The sequence below is a fragment of the Saccharopolyspora sp. ASAGF58 genome, assembly GCF_012277335.1.
Classification (GTDB): Bacteria; Actinomycetota; Actinomycetes; order Mycobacteriales; family Pseudonocardiaceae; genus Saccharopolyspora; species Saccharopolyspora hattusasensis.
The window spans coordinates 324,493-340,000 of sequence record NZ_CP040605.1; the positions used below are offsets into that span (position 1 = coordinate 324,493).

Sequence of the window (15,508 nt, forward strand, 5' to 3'; positions counted from 1 at the left end):
TCACGGGTGTTCTTCCGCCACGCGAAGGTGGCCATCGGCAGACGTGCCCCGAACAGGGCGCGTCGCCCAGCGTGTGCTGGCCCTGGCCGCCGCGATCTGGCACAACTTCCGCACCGGCCAGCCAGTCACTCGCTCGCTCACCGCCTACGATCACTGATCGTATTCAGACTTACTCGTCTAGAAGAAGCCGCCCACCCTGGAAGAGGCCGTTGTCCAGGTAGCGGCGAAGCCGCCTCGCCCTCCCAACCGGCGCCGTTTGCGGGTTCACCGGCTGTACCCGCCCGCAGAACGAGCCTGGAAACAGCCTTCGAACCCGCCGATCACCCGCCGATCACGCGCTGGGCGCGGGTTCCTGGACGTGCCCCAGCTCCACGGGCAGCCGCTCCGCGGCGCGGTAGTCCAGGGCCGCCTTCACGAACGCCGCGAACAGCGGGTGCGGACGGGTGGGGCGGCTCTTGAGCTCCGGGTGCGCCTGGGTGCCCACGAAGAACGGGTGCACCTCGCGCGGCAGCTCGACGAACTCCACCAGCCGGTCGTCCGGGGAGGTCCCGGAGAACACCAGGCCCGCCTTGCTCAACCGGTCCCGGTAGGAGTTGTTCACCTCGTAGCGGTGCCGGTGCCGCTCGGCGATCTCGGGGGAGCCGTAGGCCTCGGCGACGATCGAGCCGGCCAGCAGCTTCGCCGGGTAGGAACCCAACCGCATGGTGCCGCCCATGTCCCGGTCACCGGAGATCACATCGTGCTGATCGGCCATCGTGCTGATCACCGGGTGCTTGGCGGGCTCCTCGAACTCCGTGGAGTTGGCCCGCTCCAGCCCGGCCAGGGACCGCGCCGTCTCGATCACCATGCACTGCAGGCCCAGGCACAGGCCCAGGACCGGGATGCCGTTGGTACGGGCGTAGCGGATCGCGCCGAGCTTGCCCTCGATGCCGCGCACCCCGAAGCCGCCCGGGATCAGCACACCGTCCATTCCGGACAGTGCCTGGGCCGCGCCCCCCTCGGTCTCGCAGCTGTCCGAGCCGACCCAGGAGATCTCCACCTTCGCCCGGTGCGCGAAACCGCCGGCGCGCAGCGCCTCGGTGACCGACAGGTAGGCGTCGGGCAGGTCGACGTACTTGCCGACCAGCGCGATCCGCACCCGCTCGGACGGGTTGTGCACCCGGTCCAGCAGGTCGCCCCACACCGACCAGTCGACGTCGCGGAACGGCAGCCCGAGCCGCCGCACCAGGTAGGCGTCCAGGCCCTCGCCGTGCAGCACGCGCGGGATGTCGTAGATCGACGGGGCGTCCGGGCAGGCCACCACGCCGTCCGCGTCCACGTCGCACATCAGCGCGATCTTGCGCTTGAGGTCCTCCGGCAGGTCCCGGTCGGCCCGACACACCAGCGCGTCGGGCTGGATGCCGATGTTGCGCAGCGCCGCCACCGAGTGCTGCGTCGGCTTGGTCTTCAGCTCGCCCGAGGGCGCCAGGAACGGCACCAGCGAAACGTGCAGGAAGAAGCAGTTGTCCCGGCCGACGTCGTGCCGCACCTGGCGGCAGGCCTCCAGAAACGGCAGCGACTCGATGTCGCCGACCGTCCCGCCGACCTCGGTGATCACGACGTCGGGGGTGCGGCCGTCCTCGTCCGGTTCGGCCATCGCCCGGATCCGGGCCTTGATCTGGTCGGTGATGTGCGGGATCACCTGCACGGTATCGCCCAGGTACTCGCCGCGGCGCTCCTTGGCGATGACCGTCGAGTACACCTGACCGGTCGTCACGTTGGCGTTCTTGGTGAGGTCCCGGTCCAGGAACCGCTCGTAGTGCCCGATGTCGAGGTCGGTCTCGGCGCCGTCCTCGGTCACGAACACCTCACCGTGCTGGAACGGGTTCATCGTTCCCGGATCGACGTTCAGGTAGGGGTCGAGCTTCTGCATGGTCACCCGCAGACCGCGGGAGGTCAGCAGCTCGCCCAGGCTGGACGCCGTGAGCCCCTTACCCAACGAGGAGGCCACGCCCCCCGTGACGAACACGTGCTTGATCGTGCGTGCTTGCGGCACCAACAAAAGCTCCCCGTGGTCAAGCCGTCGCCTGGCTGGATTTCTGCGCTGGCAGGACGGCAGGATCCGTCGCTCCCACGGAATTCCAGCCTAACGCACGACCATCGGGGCGTGCACCGAGACCCGCCCCTACCGGTCCGGCCGGCCGGGGCGGGTCAACCGCCATCCGGCGGCCTACCCGCGAGTCGCCGGTACCGGCCCTTGGGCGCTGCCGGCGACGCCGTAGTGCCCCGCCTGCCCATCTGCCTGCTCCCGCAGCGCAAGCACGACCACCACCCGCCCCGAGCTGCTGTCCAGGTCGTCGACGGTGGACAGCGCCGACGCCATCGCCGGATCCGCGCGGACCACCCCGACCGGCCCGGTCCCGTCGGCCGAACCGGCGCCGCCGGCGAGCACCGCGCCCTGACCTGCCCGGTCGACCTGGGTCGCGAAGCGGGCCAGCGTCGCGGCCTTGTCCCCCGCGCCGTCGCCCTCGAACCGGCCACCGGTCAGCACCACGGCGAGCTGCGCGGGCCGCAAGCCCTCCGAGGCGGTCGCGAAGCCGCCGCCGGCCAGGCCCGCGAACGCCGCCGCCCGCTCCTCGTCGCCGGTCTGCGGCTGGCCGGTCTGCGGGTTCAGCAGCGCAAGCGGCCCGATGAGGCCCCCGGCCAGGGTTCCGGGATCGGCCGCCGTGGGCAGCTGCACACCGGCGGGCAGCAGTTCGGTGACCACCTCCCTGAGCTGGTCCGCCCGGCTCGGGTCGGCGAAGGACGGTCCCAGGCGCACCTCTCCGGTGACGTCCGCACCCGCCGCGCGCAGCAGCTGCGCCACCGCGTCGCGCTGCTGCCCGGAGGCGTCCGCCGAGGTGATCAGCACGACGCTGCGCTGCGCCAGCTGGCCCTGCACGGTCAGCGGCCCGACCGCCGCGTTGAACCGGTCGGCGGCCGCGACCTGTGCCTTGAGCGCCGTCCGCTCGGCGTTGAGGGCGCCGACCTGCCCCTGCAACGACTGCCGCTCGTTGCCCACGCCCGCCAGCAACCGGCCGCTGAGCGACGAGGAGCCGACGAGGACGCCCACGGCCAACGCCAGGAACACCGCGGCGATCGACACGATGTGGTACCGCAACGAGATCACGTGAAAAGCCCCTTAAGATAGCCGGCCACGGAGTCGCCGGTGTCCGTGACCGCGGTCAGGAGAGCGGTGCCCAGCCCGGAGACCAGCAGCGCCACGACCGCCACCAGCAGCACCGAGAGCACCAGCAGCACGATGGCCCCGACCGGCGTCCGGCTGCGCTGGAGCGTGGCCACCGCCGCGCCGTCGATGACCTTGCTGCCCAGCCGGAGCCGGGTGAGGAACGTCGACGGGTTCGAGCCGGAGCGCCCGCGGTCCAGGAATTCGCTCAGCGTCGCATGGAACCCGACCGTGATCACCAGGCTCGCCTTGTGCGCGTCGGCGAGCAGCAGCGCGAGGTCCTCCGGGTTCCCCGACGCGGGGAACGTCACCGCGCCGACCCCGAGGTCCTGGATCCGTTCCAGGCCGGGCGCGTGCCCGTCGAGGTGGGCGGGGATCACCATTTCCGCGCCGCACTTGAGGGTGGCGGTGGCGATGCCGTCCGGGTCGCCGACGATGACGTCCGGCTTGTGCCCGGCCTTGCGCAGCGACTCGGCGCCGCCCTCCACCCCGATCAGCACCGGCCGGTACTCCCGGACGTACCTCTTCAACCGCTGCAGGTCGTCGGCGTGGCCGTACCCGGGCGCCACCACGAGCACCTGGCGGCCCTCCATCGACGAGCTCAGCTCGGGCACGCCGACGCCGTCGAGGATCAGCGTCCGCTCCTTACGCAGGAACTCGATGGTGTTCGCCGAGAACGCCTCCAGCTGCGTGGCCATCCCGGCCTTGGCCTCGATGAGCAGGTCGGCGACGGAGTTGGCGTCCTGCGCCGTCCCGCGCCCGACCTCCCGGTCCCCGACGAATACGCCGCCGTCGTGCAGCCGGATCTTCGCGCCGTCCTTGACCCGATGCACGAGCTCGGGGCCGACGCTGTCGACCAGCGCGATGCCGGCCGACAGCAGCACTTCGGGACCGAGGTTCGGGTAGCGCCCGGAGATCGAAGGAGCAGCGTTGACGACCCCGACCACCCCGGCCGAGACCAGCGCTTCGGCGGTGCGCCGGTCCAGGTCCGCGTGATCGATCACCGCGATGTCGCCGGACCGGACCCGGCGCAGCACATCACCCGAACGCCGCTCGACCCTGGCGATCCCGGCCACACCGGGCAGGTTTTCCTGCTGACGGGCAAGCAGACCGCTGAGTTTCATGCACCGATGGTGACAAAAACCGATCACCTGTCGTTGGTACGCCACGCCGATATGACTGGCCCGGAAGCAGCAGAATCTGTTGGGCCGAATGGCCTACTTCCCGCTGCGTTCCTGCTTCTTCGGCGTCGGCTTAGCGCGCCGCCGGAACCGGGCCTGCGCCAGCTTGTAGGCCGTCGCGGTGTCCAGCAGCTCTTCCGCGTGAGCCCGGCCGGTCTCCGTGGAGTCCATCCCGGCCAGCATCCGCGCCAGCTCGACGACCCGCCGCTCGTCGGCGACCACCCGCACGTCGCTGCGGGTCAACCCGCCGTCGGCGGCGCCCTTGTCCACCACGAGGTGGCGGTCGGCGTACGCGGCGACCTGCGGCAGGTGGGTGACGACCACGACCTGGTGGGTGCGGGCCAGGCGGGCCAGGCGCCGCCCGATCTCCACCGCGGCCCGGCCGCCGACCCCGGCGTCGACCTCGTCGAACACCAGCGTCGGCACCGTGTCGGCGTCGGCGAGCACGACCTCCAGCGCCAGCATCACGCGGGACAGCTCACCGCCCGAGGCGCCCTTGTGGATCGGCAGCGCCGGGGCGCCGGAGTGCGCGATCAGCTGCAGCTCGACCTCGTCGACCCCGTCCGGGCCCGCGTGCAATGTGCGGCCCTGCACCGGCAGCGCGTTCGGGTCGCCCGGATCGCCCTCCTTCGGCTGGACCACGACCTCCAGCCGCGCCTGCGGCATCGCCAGCCCGTCCAGCTCCTCCGAAACCGCCGCGGCGAGCCCAACGGCGGCCTCCTTGCGGGCCTCGGACACCGCGACGGCGTGTTCGGCGAGCTCGGCGGCCAGCTCGTCGCGCCGCGCGGCCAACGCCGCCAGCGCCTCCTCCGAAGTGTCCATTCCGGACAGTCGGCTGCGCGCTTCCGCCGCCCAGGCCAGCACGCCGTCGGCGTCCGCGGCGTACTTCTTCGTCAGCTGCTTCAGCTCCGCCTGCCTGGCCAGCACCTGCTCCAGCCGGGCCGGGTCGGCGTCCAACCGGTCCAGGTAGCCGCCGAGCTCGCCGCCCACATCGGCCAGGACCGCGACGGCCTCCGCCACCCGCGGCTCCAGCTCCCGCAGCACCGGGTCCTCGGCGCCCCCGAGGCGCCGCCGGGCCTCCCCGATCAGGCCGATCGCGCCAGGCACGTCCGGGTCGCCATCGGCAGAGCCGGTGAGCGCCAGGTGGGCGCCCGTCGCGATCTCCCGGAGCTGGTCGACGTCCGCGAGCCGCCGCGCCTCGTCGACCAGCGAGGCATCCTCGCCGGGTTCCGGGGCGACGGCCTCGATCTCGGCCAAGCCGTGCCGGAGCAGCTCCGCTTCCCGGGCCAACTCCCGCGAGCGGGCGGTGCGCTCGGTGAGTTCCCGCACCGCGCCGGCCCACTCCGCGCGGACCCGCTGGTAGTCGGCGAGCACGTGCAGCACGGGTTCCCCGGCAAACCGGTCCAGCACCGCGCGCTGCTCACCGGACCGCAGCAGCCGCAGCTGATCGTTCTGCCCGTGCACCGCGAGAACCTGCTCCGCCAGCTCGGACAACACGGCGTTGGGCACCGAACGACCACCGAGGTGCGCCCGCGAGCGGCCGTCGGCCGCCACCGTCCGCACCGCGATCAGGCTGCCGTCCTCGTCGGGCTCGGCCCCGGCATCGGCGGCGACCTTGGCCGCCGGCGAGTCGATCGTGGTCTGGAACCGGCCCTCCACGACGGCACGCTGCGCACCGGACCGGACCCGCGAGGCATCCGCCCGACCACCGCCGAGCAGGTGCAGCCCGGTGACCACCATCGTCTTACCGGCGCCGGTCTCACCGGTGACCACGGTCAAGCCGGCATGCAGTGCGAGCGTGGCGTCGTCGATGACGCCCAGTCCCTGGATGTGCATCTCCGCCAACACATCAAGCACCCTAGCGGCATCGCCCGACCCACGGATCCCCGCTGGGGTGATCAGCACTCAACCGAAATTTGTGGCGGGCTTGCGTAGCGGTGCGGGTCCTCCGGGCGTTAGGACGTGTTTATAAGCGGCGGCAGCCGCTTGCGGTGTGGGACTCGACTGGCACCGCCGCACCGTGAATTGGCGTTCATGATGTCGGGGAACACGTGCGCGAGAAGGCCTCTGAGGTTCCGCTACCCGACCGCTAAGCAAACCACTTTCGAAACAGGCCTTAGAGCCTGTCGGCGAATGCCGTCCGCGCCTTTGGAAGCGGCGTAGCCGCTTGCATTCACCTTGCCAAGACGACCATCGGCGGGTTCTGAGAGGTTTTCTGGCGAGGACGGCCCCTCCGCCGCGTATTGGGCATACATCAGGAGGGGCACCCGCAGTCCAGGGAACCTCTCAGGTTCCGCTAAGCGACCACCCGCCCAGACCATTCACCAACAGGCTCTTAGCTTGTTGTTTAACCAGGTAGCACCGTGGTGGGGCCCCGGTTGATCATAGATGAAGCCCTTGGTTGATCATTCCTCTTGCGACAGATGGAAGATCACAACCAAGGGCTTCGATGATGAGTGTGCACGACACCGGCCAAGCTGATGCGCTCGGGGAGCTGTCCGGGTTCCGCCAACGGTTCTACGAGTGTCTGACCGGGCGGGCGGATGCGTTGTTCGAGCTGACCGACGCGGTGTTATGCAGCGATGGACCGGTCACCAGCCTGGCCGAGCTGTCCCTGGCCGCGGAGCACCGGCGCGGGCATGGCGCCGGCTACGACGCGATCAACCACGGCCGCGTCGAGGTCGACCGGTTACGCACCACCTTGGCCAGGCTGCCATTACCGCGTGCCGCTGACGGGCGGATCACCCTGGCCGTGGACGTCTCGCCCTGGCTGCGCCCGGACGCCGCGTGCAGCCCCGAGCGGCTGTTCTGCCATGTCTATGGCCGCTCCCGTAGCGCCTCGCAGCTCATCCCGGGCTGGCCCTACTCCTTTGTCGCCGCGCTGGAGACGGGGCGTACCTCGTGGACGGCGATCCTGGATGCGGTGCGGCTGGGGCCCGCCGACGATGCCACCGCGGTCACCGCCGCTCAGCTACGTGAGGTCGTGGGCCGGATCATGGACGCCGGACACTGGCGGCCCGGCGATCCGCGCATCCTGATCGTGACCGACGCCGGCTACGACGTGACCCGGTTGGCCTTCGTCCTCGCCGATCTGCCCGTGGAGCTGGTGGGCAGAATCCGCTCCGACCGCGTCCTGCTGCGGCCCGCACCGCCCCGACCGCCGGGTACCGTCGGGCGGCCACGCAAGCACGGCGGCGTGTTCACCCTCGCCGAGGAGAACAGCTGGCATGCCCCCGACCACACCACCGGCACCGACACCACCCGCTATGGACACGCCCAGGCACGGGCCTGGGACCGGCTGCACCCCCGCCTGACCCACCGCGGTGCCTGGCTGGACCATGAGGGCGAGCTACCCCTCGTCGAGGGCACCCTGATCCGCTTACAGGTCGACCACCTGCCCGGAGACCGGGACCCCAAACCGGTGTGGCTGTGGTCCTCGGTCACCGGCGCCAGCGCCGAGTTGGTTGATCTGCTCTGGCAGGCATTCCTCCGCCGATTCGACCTCGAGCACACCTTCCGACTGCTCAAGCAGACCCTCGGGTGGACCCGCCCGAAACTGCGGGCACCCGGCTCGGCCGATCGCTGGACCTGGCTCATCGTGGTCGCCCACACGCAACTACGCCTCGCCCGCCCCATCGCTGAAGACCTTCGACGGCCCTGGGAAAGACCGGTCACCGAGGCCCGTCGGCTGACGCCCGCCCGCGTCCGGCGGGGGTTTCGCAACCTCCACGCGAAGACCGGTTCCCCGGCAGCCGCACCGAAACCCTCCCGACCCGGTCCCGGACGCCCAACCGGCTCCCGCAACACCCACCGCGCCACCCGTCACGACGTCGGCAAGACCATCAAACGCGACCTCACCCTCGAACAGCACCAAAACCGCAAAGGTTAAACAACAAGCTTAGCCGGCTTTGGCGGGGCCGCGCCAGCCCTGTACCGGGAGCTCGAACTTGCGGACCAGGCGGTCCGTGAAGGCCGTGTCGTGCAGCCGCACCAGGCGCAGCGGCGTCTCCCCCGCGACCACCTCGACCCGCGCACCCGGCGGCAGGTCGAACTGTCGTTGCCCGTCGCAGAACAGCACCGCGTGGTGGCCGTGCTGGTCGATCTCCAGCGCCACCAACGACTTCTGCGACACCACCAGCGGCCGGGCGAACAGCGCGTGCGCGTTGCTCGGCACGACCAGCAGCGCCTGCACCTCCGGCCACACCACCGGGCCACCGGCGGAGAACGCGTACGCCGTGGAACCGGTCGGGGTGGAGCACAGCACGCCGTCGCAGCCGAACGCCGACACCGGGTGACCATCGACCTCCACGACCAGGTCGAGGATCCGCTCCCGGCTGCTCTTCTCCACGCTCGCCTCGTTGAGCGCCCAGGTGCGGACCAGGACCTTGCCGTCGAGCTTCGCGGTGACCTCGATGGTCATCCGCTCCTCGACGTAGTAGCGGGACTCGACGACGGCGGCCACCGCCTCGTCGAGCGCGTCGGAATCGGCCCCGGCCAGGAAACCGACCCGGCCGAGGTTCACCCCGAAGACCGGCACGTTGGCCAGCCGCGCGAGCTCCGCGGCGCGCAGCAGGGTCCCGTCACCACCCAGCACCAGGACGAGCTCGGTGCCCACCGCCGCCTCCGGGCCGGGCTCGACCACCTGGAGGAAGCAGTCCGGGCTGAGCTCCGGCGCCTCCTCGGCGAGCACCCGCACCCGCAGGCCCGCGTCGATGAGCTGACCGGCCACCTTCTCCGCAGTGCGCATGTTGTGCTGCCTGCCGGTGTGCACCACCAGCAGCACCTCTCGGGTCAACTGCACTCCTTAAAGCTTTCAGCCGCTCGCGGTGTGGGGCTGGAACAATCAGTTACCAGTGCGAGCCTTGCCTGAAGTTTGCGGCCCCTGCCGCACCGCGTCCACCACGAACTCTTCCGCCGCGTCCGCCCCGGTGCTCGATCCCGGGCGCAGCCAGGCGAAGTACTCGACGTTGCCGGACGGACCGGGCAGCGGGCTGGCCACGACGCCGCGCAGGCCCAAGCCGAGTCCGGCCGCGAACCGCACGACCTCCAGGACGGCTTCGGCGCGCAGCTCGGCGTCGCGTACCACGCCACCCGAGCCTAGCCGCTGTTTGCCCACCTCGAACTGCGGTTTGATCATCGGCACCAGATCGGCGTCCGGCGAAGCGCACGCGAGCAGCGCAGGCAGCACCAGCTTCAACGAGATGAACGACAGGTCGGCGACCACCAGATCCACCGGGCCACCGATGTCCTCAGGGGCCAACGACCGCACGTTCGTCCGGTCGTGGATCCGCACCCGATCATCGGTCTGCAACTTCCAGACCAGCTGCCCATACCCGACATCTACGGCCACCACCTCGCGCGCGCCCCGCCGCAGCAGCACATCGGTGAACCCGCCGGTGGAAGCGCCCGCGTCCAGGCAGCGCCGATCGGCGACGGTCAGCCCCTCGGGCTCGAACGCCTCCAACGCCCCCAGCAGCTTATGCGCGCCGCGCGAGGCCCAACCCGGATCGTCGACGTCCTCGGCGACCACCACAGGCGCGTCGATCTCGACCGCGGTCGCGGACTTGCGGGCCACCATCCCGCGCACCGTCACCCGGCCCGCAGCGACCAGTTCGGTGGCGTGTTCGCGGGACCTGGCGAGCCCGCGACGAACCAGTTCCGCATCCAACCGCGCCTTGCGTGGCACTACCGTCAGCTCCTGTGTGCACTCGTTGCGGAGAGGAGGTTGTCGGCCTTCGACAGGGCGTCGGTGAGCGCGGCGTGCACCGCCTCGAACCGCCCGACGTGCTCGGCCACGGGCAACTCCCGCACCTCGTCGAGCTCGGCCACGGCCGCCGCGATGGCGTCGATCGCCGGTTGACCGTCGTCGGCCGGGCGCGCCAGCATCGCGGGATTCGGCGCCTGCGGCCCCTGTTGCCACGGAGAGGTCATCCGCTCCTGCTCCCATCGATCACGCCGCGACCGCTGTAGCGGCGACGTGTCCACGCTAGCGGAACGCCCCGACGGCGACGCCGCGACATGCACCGATCAGGCCAAGCCCAACTGCCTCAACACGTCCTGCGCGAGCTCGTCCGCGCCGTCCACGGCAACGGGACCTGACGACGTGGCCCACCAGGCGGCGCAGAGCGCGCGGAGCGCCGACAGCGCGTCGCCCGGCAGTTCCCCGGCCCGCGCGGCCAGTTCCAGCGAGTCGTTGCCGACGCGGACCTGCCACGCCGCCTGCTCGCCGATGGCGACCTCGCTCGGCGACTGGTGCAGCGCCCGGAGGTCCGCCCCGACGTAGTCGGGACGGAGGCCGTCGGTGGCTTCCAGCAGGTCCTGCGTCGTGCTGACGCCGGTCAGCACCATCAGCACCGGCATCCCGGCGTTGACCGCGCCCGCGATGTCCGTGTCGAGCCGATCCCCGACCATCAACGGCGCCTCGGCGCCGGCGGAGGCGACCGCGCGGTCCAGCAGCGGTCGCTCCGGCTTGCCGGCCACCAGCGGATCCTGGTCGGTCGCCGCCTGCACGAGCGCGACGAGCGCACCGTTGCCGGGAAGCAGACCTCGCTCCGTCGGCAAGGTGCGGTCGCCGTTGCACGAAACCCACAACGCGCCCGCTCGGATCGCCAAGCACGCCTCCGCGAGATCGCGGTACCCGATCTCGGTGTAGAGGCCCTGCACGACCGCGACCGGCTCGTCGGCGAACTCGGTGACCGGCACCAGCCCCGCATTGTCCACTTCGGACACCAGCGCGGGCGAACCGACCACGAGCACCTTCGAGCCGGGCGCCAGCTTCTCCGCCAGCATCGCGGCGCCGGCCTGGGCGCTGGTGCTCACCTCAGCCCGCTCCGCGTCCAAACCGAGGCCGGCGAGGTGATCGACGACCGCCTGATCCGGTTTGGACGCGTTGTTGGTCACGTAGCGGACCGGGATGCCGCGGCGGTGCACCTCCTGGATCGCCTCCAACGCACCAGGAACGAGTTCGCCGCCGCGGAACACCGTGCCGTCGAGGTCGAACAGCACGACGTCGTGACCATCGAGAAGCGTGCCGCTCACTGCGCTCGCGCGTCCCCTTCTGCGTTGCTCGCGTCGGCGTCGGTGGCATCCGATTTGGCCGCCTTCTCAGAGGTCTCGCCGGACGCTCCGGTCTCAGCCGCCTTCTCAGAAGTTTCGCCGGACGCTCCGGTCTCAGCCGCCTTCTCAGAAGTTTCGCCGGACGCTCCGGTCTCAGCCGCCTTCTCAGAAGTTTCGCCGGACGCTCCGGTCTCAGCCGCCTTCTCAGAGTCAGTACTCGCGGCTTCCGGCTGCTCGTCGGCCTCGTCGGCCTCGTCGTCGATCTCGTCGGCGATCTCGTCGTCGAGGTCGTCGTCGAGGTCGTTGTCGATCTCGGCGATGTCGTCGGCGATGTCGTCGTCGATCTCGGCTGCGGCCTCAGCCTCCGTGACGAGCTCCTCGACCACGTCCGGGCCGCCCAGCTTCTCGGCGAGCTCCTCAAGCCGCTCCGCGGCGTCGGTCTCGTCCTCGTCATCGGCGTTGGCCGCGTGCACGAACCAGGTGAAGGCTTCCCGCTCCCGCCCGGCCGCCAGCAGATTATCGGCGTAGGCGTAGAACAGGCGCGCGCTCCACGGCTCCTGGCGCTTCGGGTCCAGCTCAGCCATCTGCAGGCTCACCACCGAGGCCTCGATCTCGCCGAGGTCCCTGCGAGCGCCCGCAGCGACGATGCGCAGTTCGACCGCGTCCTCCTGGTCGAGCTGGGTGGCTTCCTCGCTGCGGCTGAGCTCCACCGCGCGCTCCGGCCGCCCCATGGCGCGCTCGCAGTCGGCCATCATCGCCAGGTGCCCGGGCCCGCCCGCCATGCGCCGGACGGCGCGCAGCTCCGCCAGCGCCTCGTTCCACTCTCCGACCAGGTACGCGGTGAGGCCGTTGGCCTCGCGCACCGAAGGGATGCGCGGAGCCCGCTGGCGTGCGTAACGCGCGTGCTCCAGGGCCCGCTCCGGCTCCGAGTCGATCAGCTGACCGGCGGCCACGAGGTGCACCGCGACCTTGTCGGCCAAGCCCTTTGGCAGCGTCAGCAGCTCGCGGCGGATCTCGATGTCCAGATCCCCGGGCTCCAAGCCCTCGGGCAGCTCGGGCTCGCTCTTCGCGGGCGACTCGACGGCCGCCTCGTCACGCGACTCCGCCCGCGGCGAGTCGTGCCGGAAACCACCCCGGCCCCGACGGTCGCCGCCGCGCTGCTCGCCACCGCGGTGGTCCCCGCCGCGACGGTCCCGATCCGGACGGCCGCCGCGGTCGAACCGGGCGCCCTGCGGACGCGGCCGGTCGTCGCGCCGCCGGTCGTCCCGACGGGGCCGGTCGTCGCGCGGCCGGTCGTCGTCCCGACGGGGCCGGTCGTCCCGGCGCGGCCGGTCGTCTCGCTGGCGGTCGTCGTCCCGCCGGGGCCGGTCATCGCGCCGGAAACCACCGCTGTCGTCCCGCCGGCGGTCGTCGAAGCGGGGCTTGCCCGGCCGGTCGTCGCGGCGCCCGTAGCCGCCGCGCCGGTCATCCCGGCGGAAACCGCCGCGGTCATCGCGCCCGCGGTCATCGCGACGGTCGTCACGCTTGAAACCGCCACGGTCATCACGACCACGGTCATCGCGACGGTCGTCACGCTTGAAACCGCCACGGTCATCACGACCACGGTCATCGCGACGGAAATCGTCGCGACGCGGCCGGTCATCGCGCCGGAAGTCCCGACGACCGCGATCGTCCTGTCCTCGGTTGTCCCGACGGTCATCGCGCTTGAAACCGCCACGGTCATCACGACCACGGTCATCGCGACGGAAATCGTCGCGACGCGGCCGGTCATCGCGCCGGAAGTCCCGACGACCGCGATCGTCCTGTCCTCGGTTGTCCCGACGGTCATCGCGCTTGAAACCGCCACGGTCATCACGACCACGGTCATCACGACGGAAATCGTCGCGACGCGGCCGGTCATCGCGCCGGAAGTCCCGACGACCGCGATCGTCCTGTCCTCGGTTGTCCCGACGGTCGTCACGCTTGAAACCGCCACGGTCATCACGACCACGGTCATCACGACGGAAACCGCCGCGGTCATCACGGCGTCGGTCGTCACGGCGGTTGTCGAAGCCGCGACGGCCGTCCTGCGCGTCGAACCGGCGGGGCCGGTCGTCGCGGCTACGGTCGTCACGACGGTCATCGCGTCGATCGTCGCGGCGGAAGCGGTCCCTGTTGTCGGAGTCACGGCGGAAACCGCCGCGGTCGTCTCGGCGGAAACCGCCGCGGTCGTCGCGTTGACCGCCAGGGCGCCCGCCCTGGCCGCGGAACCGGTCGCGGCCGCCGCCGAAGTTGTCGCGGCCGCCCCGGTCGTCCCGGTTGCGGTCGTCTCGATCATTGTGGTTGCCGCGGTTGTCGCGGTCGCCAAAGCGGCGCGCACCACCGTCGCGGTCCCGGCGGGGACCGCCGAAGGAACCGCGGCGATCGAAGCTTCCGCGGCCGCCTTGGCCGCCTCGGCCGGCACCGGCCCCACGGCGGGAGTCGCCGCGCCTGTCGTCGGAACCGGACACCGAACCTCCTGAAGCAGAAAAAGAACTGAAGCCCCAACAGCGTAGTCCCACCTGGTGGCGGGTCGCGGGGGGTGGCACCCCCGATGTGAACGGGGACAACTCGTGTGGACCGTGCGGCGTTCGAACGGACACCGCGACGATTCCTGGACGAAAAACAAGAGGCCGACCGGAGATCCGTCCCTCCAAGGACGGGTCCGGTCGGCCCCTTTCAAATAGTGTGTCGGCGGTGTCTTACTCTCCCACACCCTGTCGAGTGCAGTACCATCAGCGCTGGGGAGCTTAGCTACCGGGTTCGGAATGGGACCGGGCGGACCCTCCCCGCCATCGCCACCGACAACCCTCACCCCGCCTAAACGACGGGAAACCAGGCGTCAGAACACGAATGACACATGTTCAATTATCAAAAGGTTCTGGTTGTTGCCCCAGAACCGTATAGTGGGTGCGTAGCAATCTTTGTGAGCAAGTCCTCGGCCTATCAGCACCAGTCAACTCCACACGTTACCGTGCTTCCATATCTGGCCTGTCAACCCAATCATCTCTTGGGGGCCTTAACCCACAACGGGTGGGAGACCTCATCTAGGAACAGGCTTCCCGCTTAGATGCTTTCAGCGGTTATCCCTCCCGAACATAGCCAACCAGCCACGCCCTTGGCAGAACGACTGGCACACCAGAGGTTCGTCCGTCCCGGTCCTCTCGTACTAGGGACAGCCTTCCGCAAGTCTCCTACGCGCGCGGCGGATAGGGACCGAACTGTCTCACGACGTTCTAAACCCAGCTCGCGTGCCGCTTTAATGGGCGAACAGCCCAACCCTTGGGACCAACTCCAGCCCCAGGATGCGACGAGCCGACATCGAGGTGCCAAACCATGCCGTCGATATGGACTCTTGGGCAAGATCAGCCTGTTATCCCCGGGGTACCTTTTATCCGTTGAGCGACACCGCTTCCACCAGCCAGTGCCGGATCACTAGTCCCTGCTTTCGCACCTGCTCGACCCGTCAGTCTCACAGTCAAGCTCCCTTATACACTTACACTCAACACCTGATTGCCAACCAGGCTGAGGGAACCTTTGGGCGCCTCCGTTACCCTTTAGGAGGCAACCGCCCCAGTTAAACTACCCACCAGGCACTGTCCCCGATCCGGATCACGGACCCGAGTTAGATGCCCGGAACGACCAGAGTGGTATTTCACCAACGACTCCACACCCACTAGCGTGAATGCTTCACAGTCTCCCACCTATCCTACACAAGCCGAACCAAACACCAATACCAAGCTATAGTAAAGGTCCCGGGGTCTTTCCGTCCTGCCGCGCGAAACGAGCATCTTTACTCGTACTGCAATTTCACCGGGCCTGTGGTCGAGACAGCGGAGAAGTCGTTACGCCATTCGTGCAGGTCGGAACTTACCCGACAAGGAATTTCGCTACCTTAGGATGGTTATAGTTACCACCGCCGTTTACTGGCGCTTAAATTCTCCGCTACACCCCAAAGGGTTCACGGGTCCTCTTAACGTTCCAGCACCGGGCAGGCGTCAGTCCATATACATCGCCTTACGGCTTCGCATGGACCTGTGTTTTTAGT

General features: G+C 69.9%; 11 protein-coding genes and 2 rRNA genes (1 of these 13 cut by a window edge). 2 read left to right on the plus strand and 11 right to left on the minus strand.

Annotated elements, in window-relative coordinates:
• Positions 1 to 331: 331 nt before the first annotated feature.
• The 4 genes from FDZ84_RS01275 to recN all read right to left on the minus strand — a co-directional run bounded on the left by FDZ84_RS01275 (position 332) and on the right by recN (position 6,234).
• Complete coding sequence (locus tag FDZ84_RS01275) at positions 332 to 2,035, minus strand: CTP synthase (RefSeq protein WP_371812756.1); 1,704 nt, start codon at positions 2,033 to 2,035, stop codon at positions 332 to 334.
• A gap of 174 nt (positions 2,036 to 2,209) precedes the next feature.
• Positions 2,210 to 3,148 (minus strand): copper transporter, encoded by a 939-nt coding sequence (locus FDZ84_RS01280; protein ID WP_168584343.1) that lies wholly within the window; start codon positions 3,146 to 3,148, stop codon positions 2,210 to 2,212.
• Positions 3,145 to 4,329, minus strand: coding sequence for a putative cytokinetic ring protein SteA (gene steA, locus FDZ84_RS01285; RefSeq protein WP_168584344.1), 1,185 nt, complete (start codon positions 4,327 to 4,329; stop codon positions 3,145 to 3,147). Before steA ends, FDZ84_RS01280 begins: the two co-directional genes overlap by 4 nt.
• A 93-nt stretch (positions 4,330 to 4,422) precedes the next feature.
• Positions 4,423 to 6,234 carry a DNA repair protein RecN gene (gene recN / locus FDZ84_RS01290; protein WP_168589715.1) on the minus strand — a complete coding sequence of 604 codons (1,812 nt, stop codon included), beginning with the start codon at positions 6,232 to 6,234 and terminating at the stop codon, positions 4,423 to 4,425.
• 610 nt (positions 6,235 to 6,844) lie between these two features.
• Between recN and FDZ84_RS01295 the strand changes: the two genes are divergently transcribed.
• Positions 6,845 to 8,275 carry an NF041680 family putative transposase gene (locus FDZ84_RS01295; protein WP_210435628.1) on the plus strand — a complete coding sequence of 477 codons (1,431 nt, stop codon included), beginning with the start codon at positions 6,845 to 6,847 and terminating at the stop codon, positions 8,273 to 8,275.
• A 9-nt stretch (positions 8,276 to 8,284) separates the two neighbouring features.
• On the opposite strand, the gene FDZ84_RS01300 is transcribed toward FDZ84_RS01295, so the two are convergent.
• The 5 genes from FDZ84_RS01300 to FDZ84_RS01320 all read right to left on the minus strand — a co-directional run bounded on the left by FDZ84_RS01300 (position 8,285) and on the right by FDZ84_RS01320 (position 12,482).
• A complete protein-coding gene (locus FDZ84_RS01300; protein WP_168584346.1) occupies positions 8,285 to 9,181 on the minus strand; it encodes an NAD kinase in 897 nt (298 codons plus the stop codon).
• Positions 9,182 to 9,229: 48 nt separating this feature from the next.
• Positions 9,230 to 10,072, minus strand: coding sequence for a TlyA family RNA methyltransferase (locus FDZ84_RS01305; RefSeq protein ID WP_246868723.1), 843 nt, complete (start codon positions 10,070 to 10,072; stop codon positions 9,230 to 9,232).
• Between the two features lie 5 nt (positions 10,073 to 10,077).
• A complete protein-coding gene (locus tag FDZ84_RS01310; protein ID WP_246868724.1) occupies positions 10,078 to 10,317 on the minus strand; it encodes a hypothetical protein in 240 nt (79 codons plus the stop codon).
• A gap of 96 nt (positions 10,318 to 10,413) precedes the next feature.
• Positions 10,414 to 11,424: an HAD-IIA family hydrolase gene (locus FDZ84_RS01315; RefSeq protein WP_168584347.1), complete on the minus strand. Its 1,011-nt coding sequence runs from the start codon at positions 11,422 to 11,424 to the stop codon at positions 10,414 to 10,416.
• On the minus strand, positions 11,421 to 12,482 hold the full coding sequence (locus tag FDZ84_RS01320; RefSeq protein ID WP_168584348.1) for a lipopolysaccharide assembly protein LapB: 1,062 nt from the start codon (positions 12,480 to 12,482) through the stop codon (positions 11,421 to 11,423). Before FDZ84_RS01320 ends, FDZ84_RS01315 begins: the two co-directional genes overlap by 4 nt.
• Positions 12,483 to 12,560: 78 nt before the next feature.
• On the opposite strand from FDZ84_RS01320, the gene FDZ84_RS01325 reads away from it, so the two are divergent.
• The gene (locus FDZ84_RS01325) at positions 12,561 to 13,943 is read left to right on the plus strand and encodes a hypothetical protein (protein WP_168584349.1); all 1,383 of its coding nucleotides are present in this window, start codon (positions 12,561 to 12,563) and stop codon (positions 13,941 to 13,943) included.
• Positions 13,944 to 14,149: 206 nt separating this feature from the next.
• On the opposite strand, the gene rrf is transcribed toward FDZ84_RS01325, so the two are convergent.
• Positions 14,150 to 14,266: ribosomal RNA gene (gene rrf / locus FDZ84_RS01330) — 5S ribosomal RNA — on the minus strand.
• 120 nt (positions 14,267 to 14,386) lie between these two features.
• Positions 14,387 to 15,508: ribosomal RNA gene (locus FDZ84_RS01335) — 23S ribosomal RNA — on the minus strand (it continues 1,950 nt past the right edge of the window).

Excerpts from the sequence above, each read along its gene's own strand:
- steA (WP_168584344.1), bottom strand. The coding sequence starts at position 4,329 with ATGAAACTCAGCGGTCTGCTTGCCCGTCAGCAGGAAAACCTGCCCGGT.
- FDZ84_RS01310 (WP_246868724.1), bottom strand. The coding sequence starts at position 10,317 with ATGACCTCTCCGTGGCAACAGGGGCCGCAGGCGCCGAATCCCGCGATG.